This window comes from Peribacillus sp. SIMBA_075, from assembly GCF_046534585.1.
Genome location: NZ_JAWRYN010000954.1, coordinates 1 through 259, shown reverse-complemented (window position 1 = coordinate 259; position 259 = coordinate 1). Strand labels below are relative to the sequence as shown.

The following is a 259-nucleotide window of genomic DNA, read 5'->3' as shown; positions in this document are numbered from 1 at the left end:
ATGGAAGAGTATTTAGAAAAAGCGGCAGATGGACCGTACACCGAGGTATTTACTCAGTCCGATGCCCTCTTTTTCTTTATCCAAACTGCGGCGTATTATTTCCCTTTTGTGGATGACGAAATAAATTACATGGAATATTCCAAAAGAGTGCATGATGAAGAAATCTTTTCTTATGGGTATTACCCACTGGCCGACGAAGGTGCTTCTGGTTGGCAATTCAACATTTTAGCGAAGGACCTGACTGAGGAAGAGTATACGG

1 pseudogene is annotated in these 259 nt (G+C 42.1%); it reads left to right on the top strand.

The annotated features are described in order from the left end of the window. Positions 1-259: pseudogene (locus SB775_RS31090) on the top strand (hypothetical protein); the annotation flags it as partial.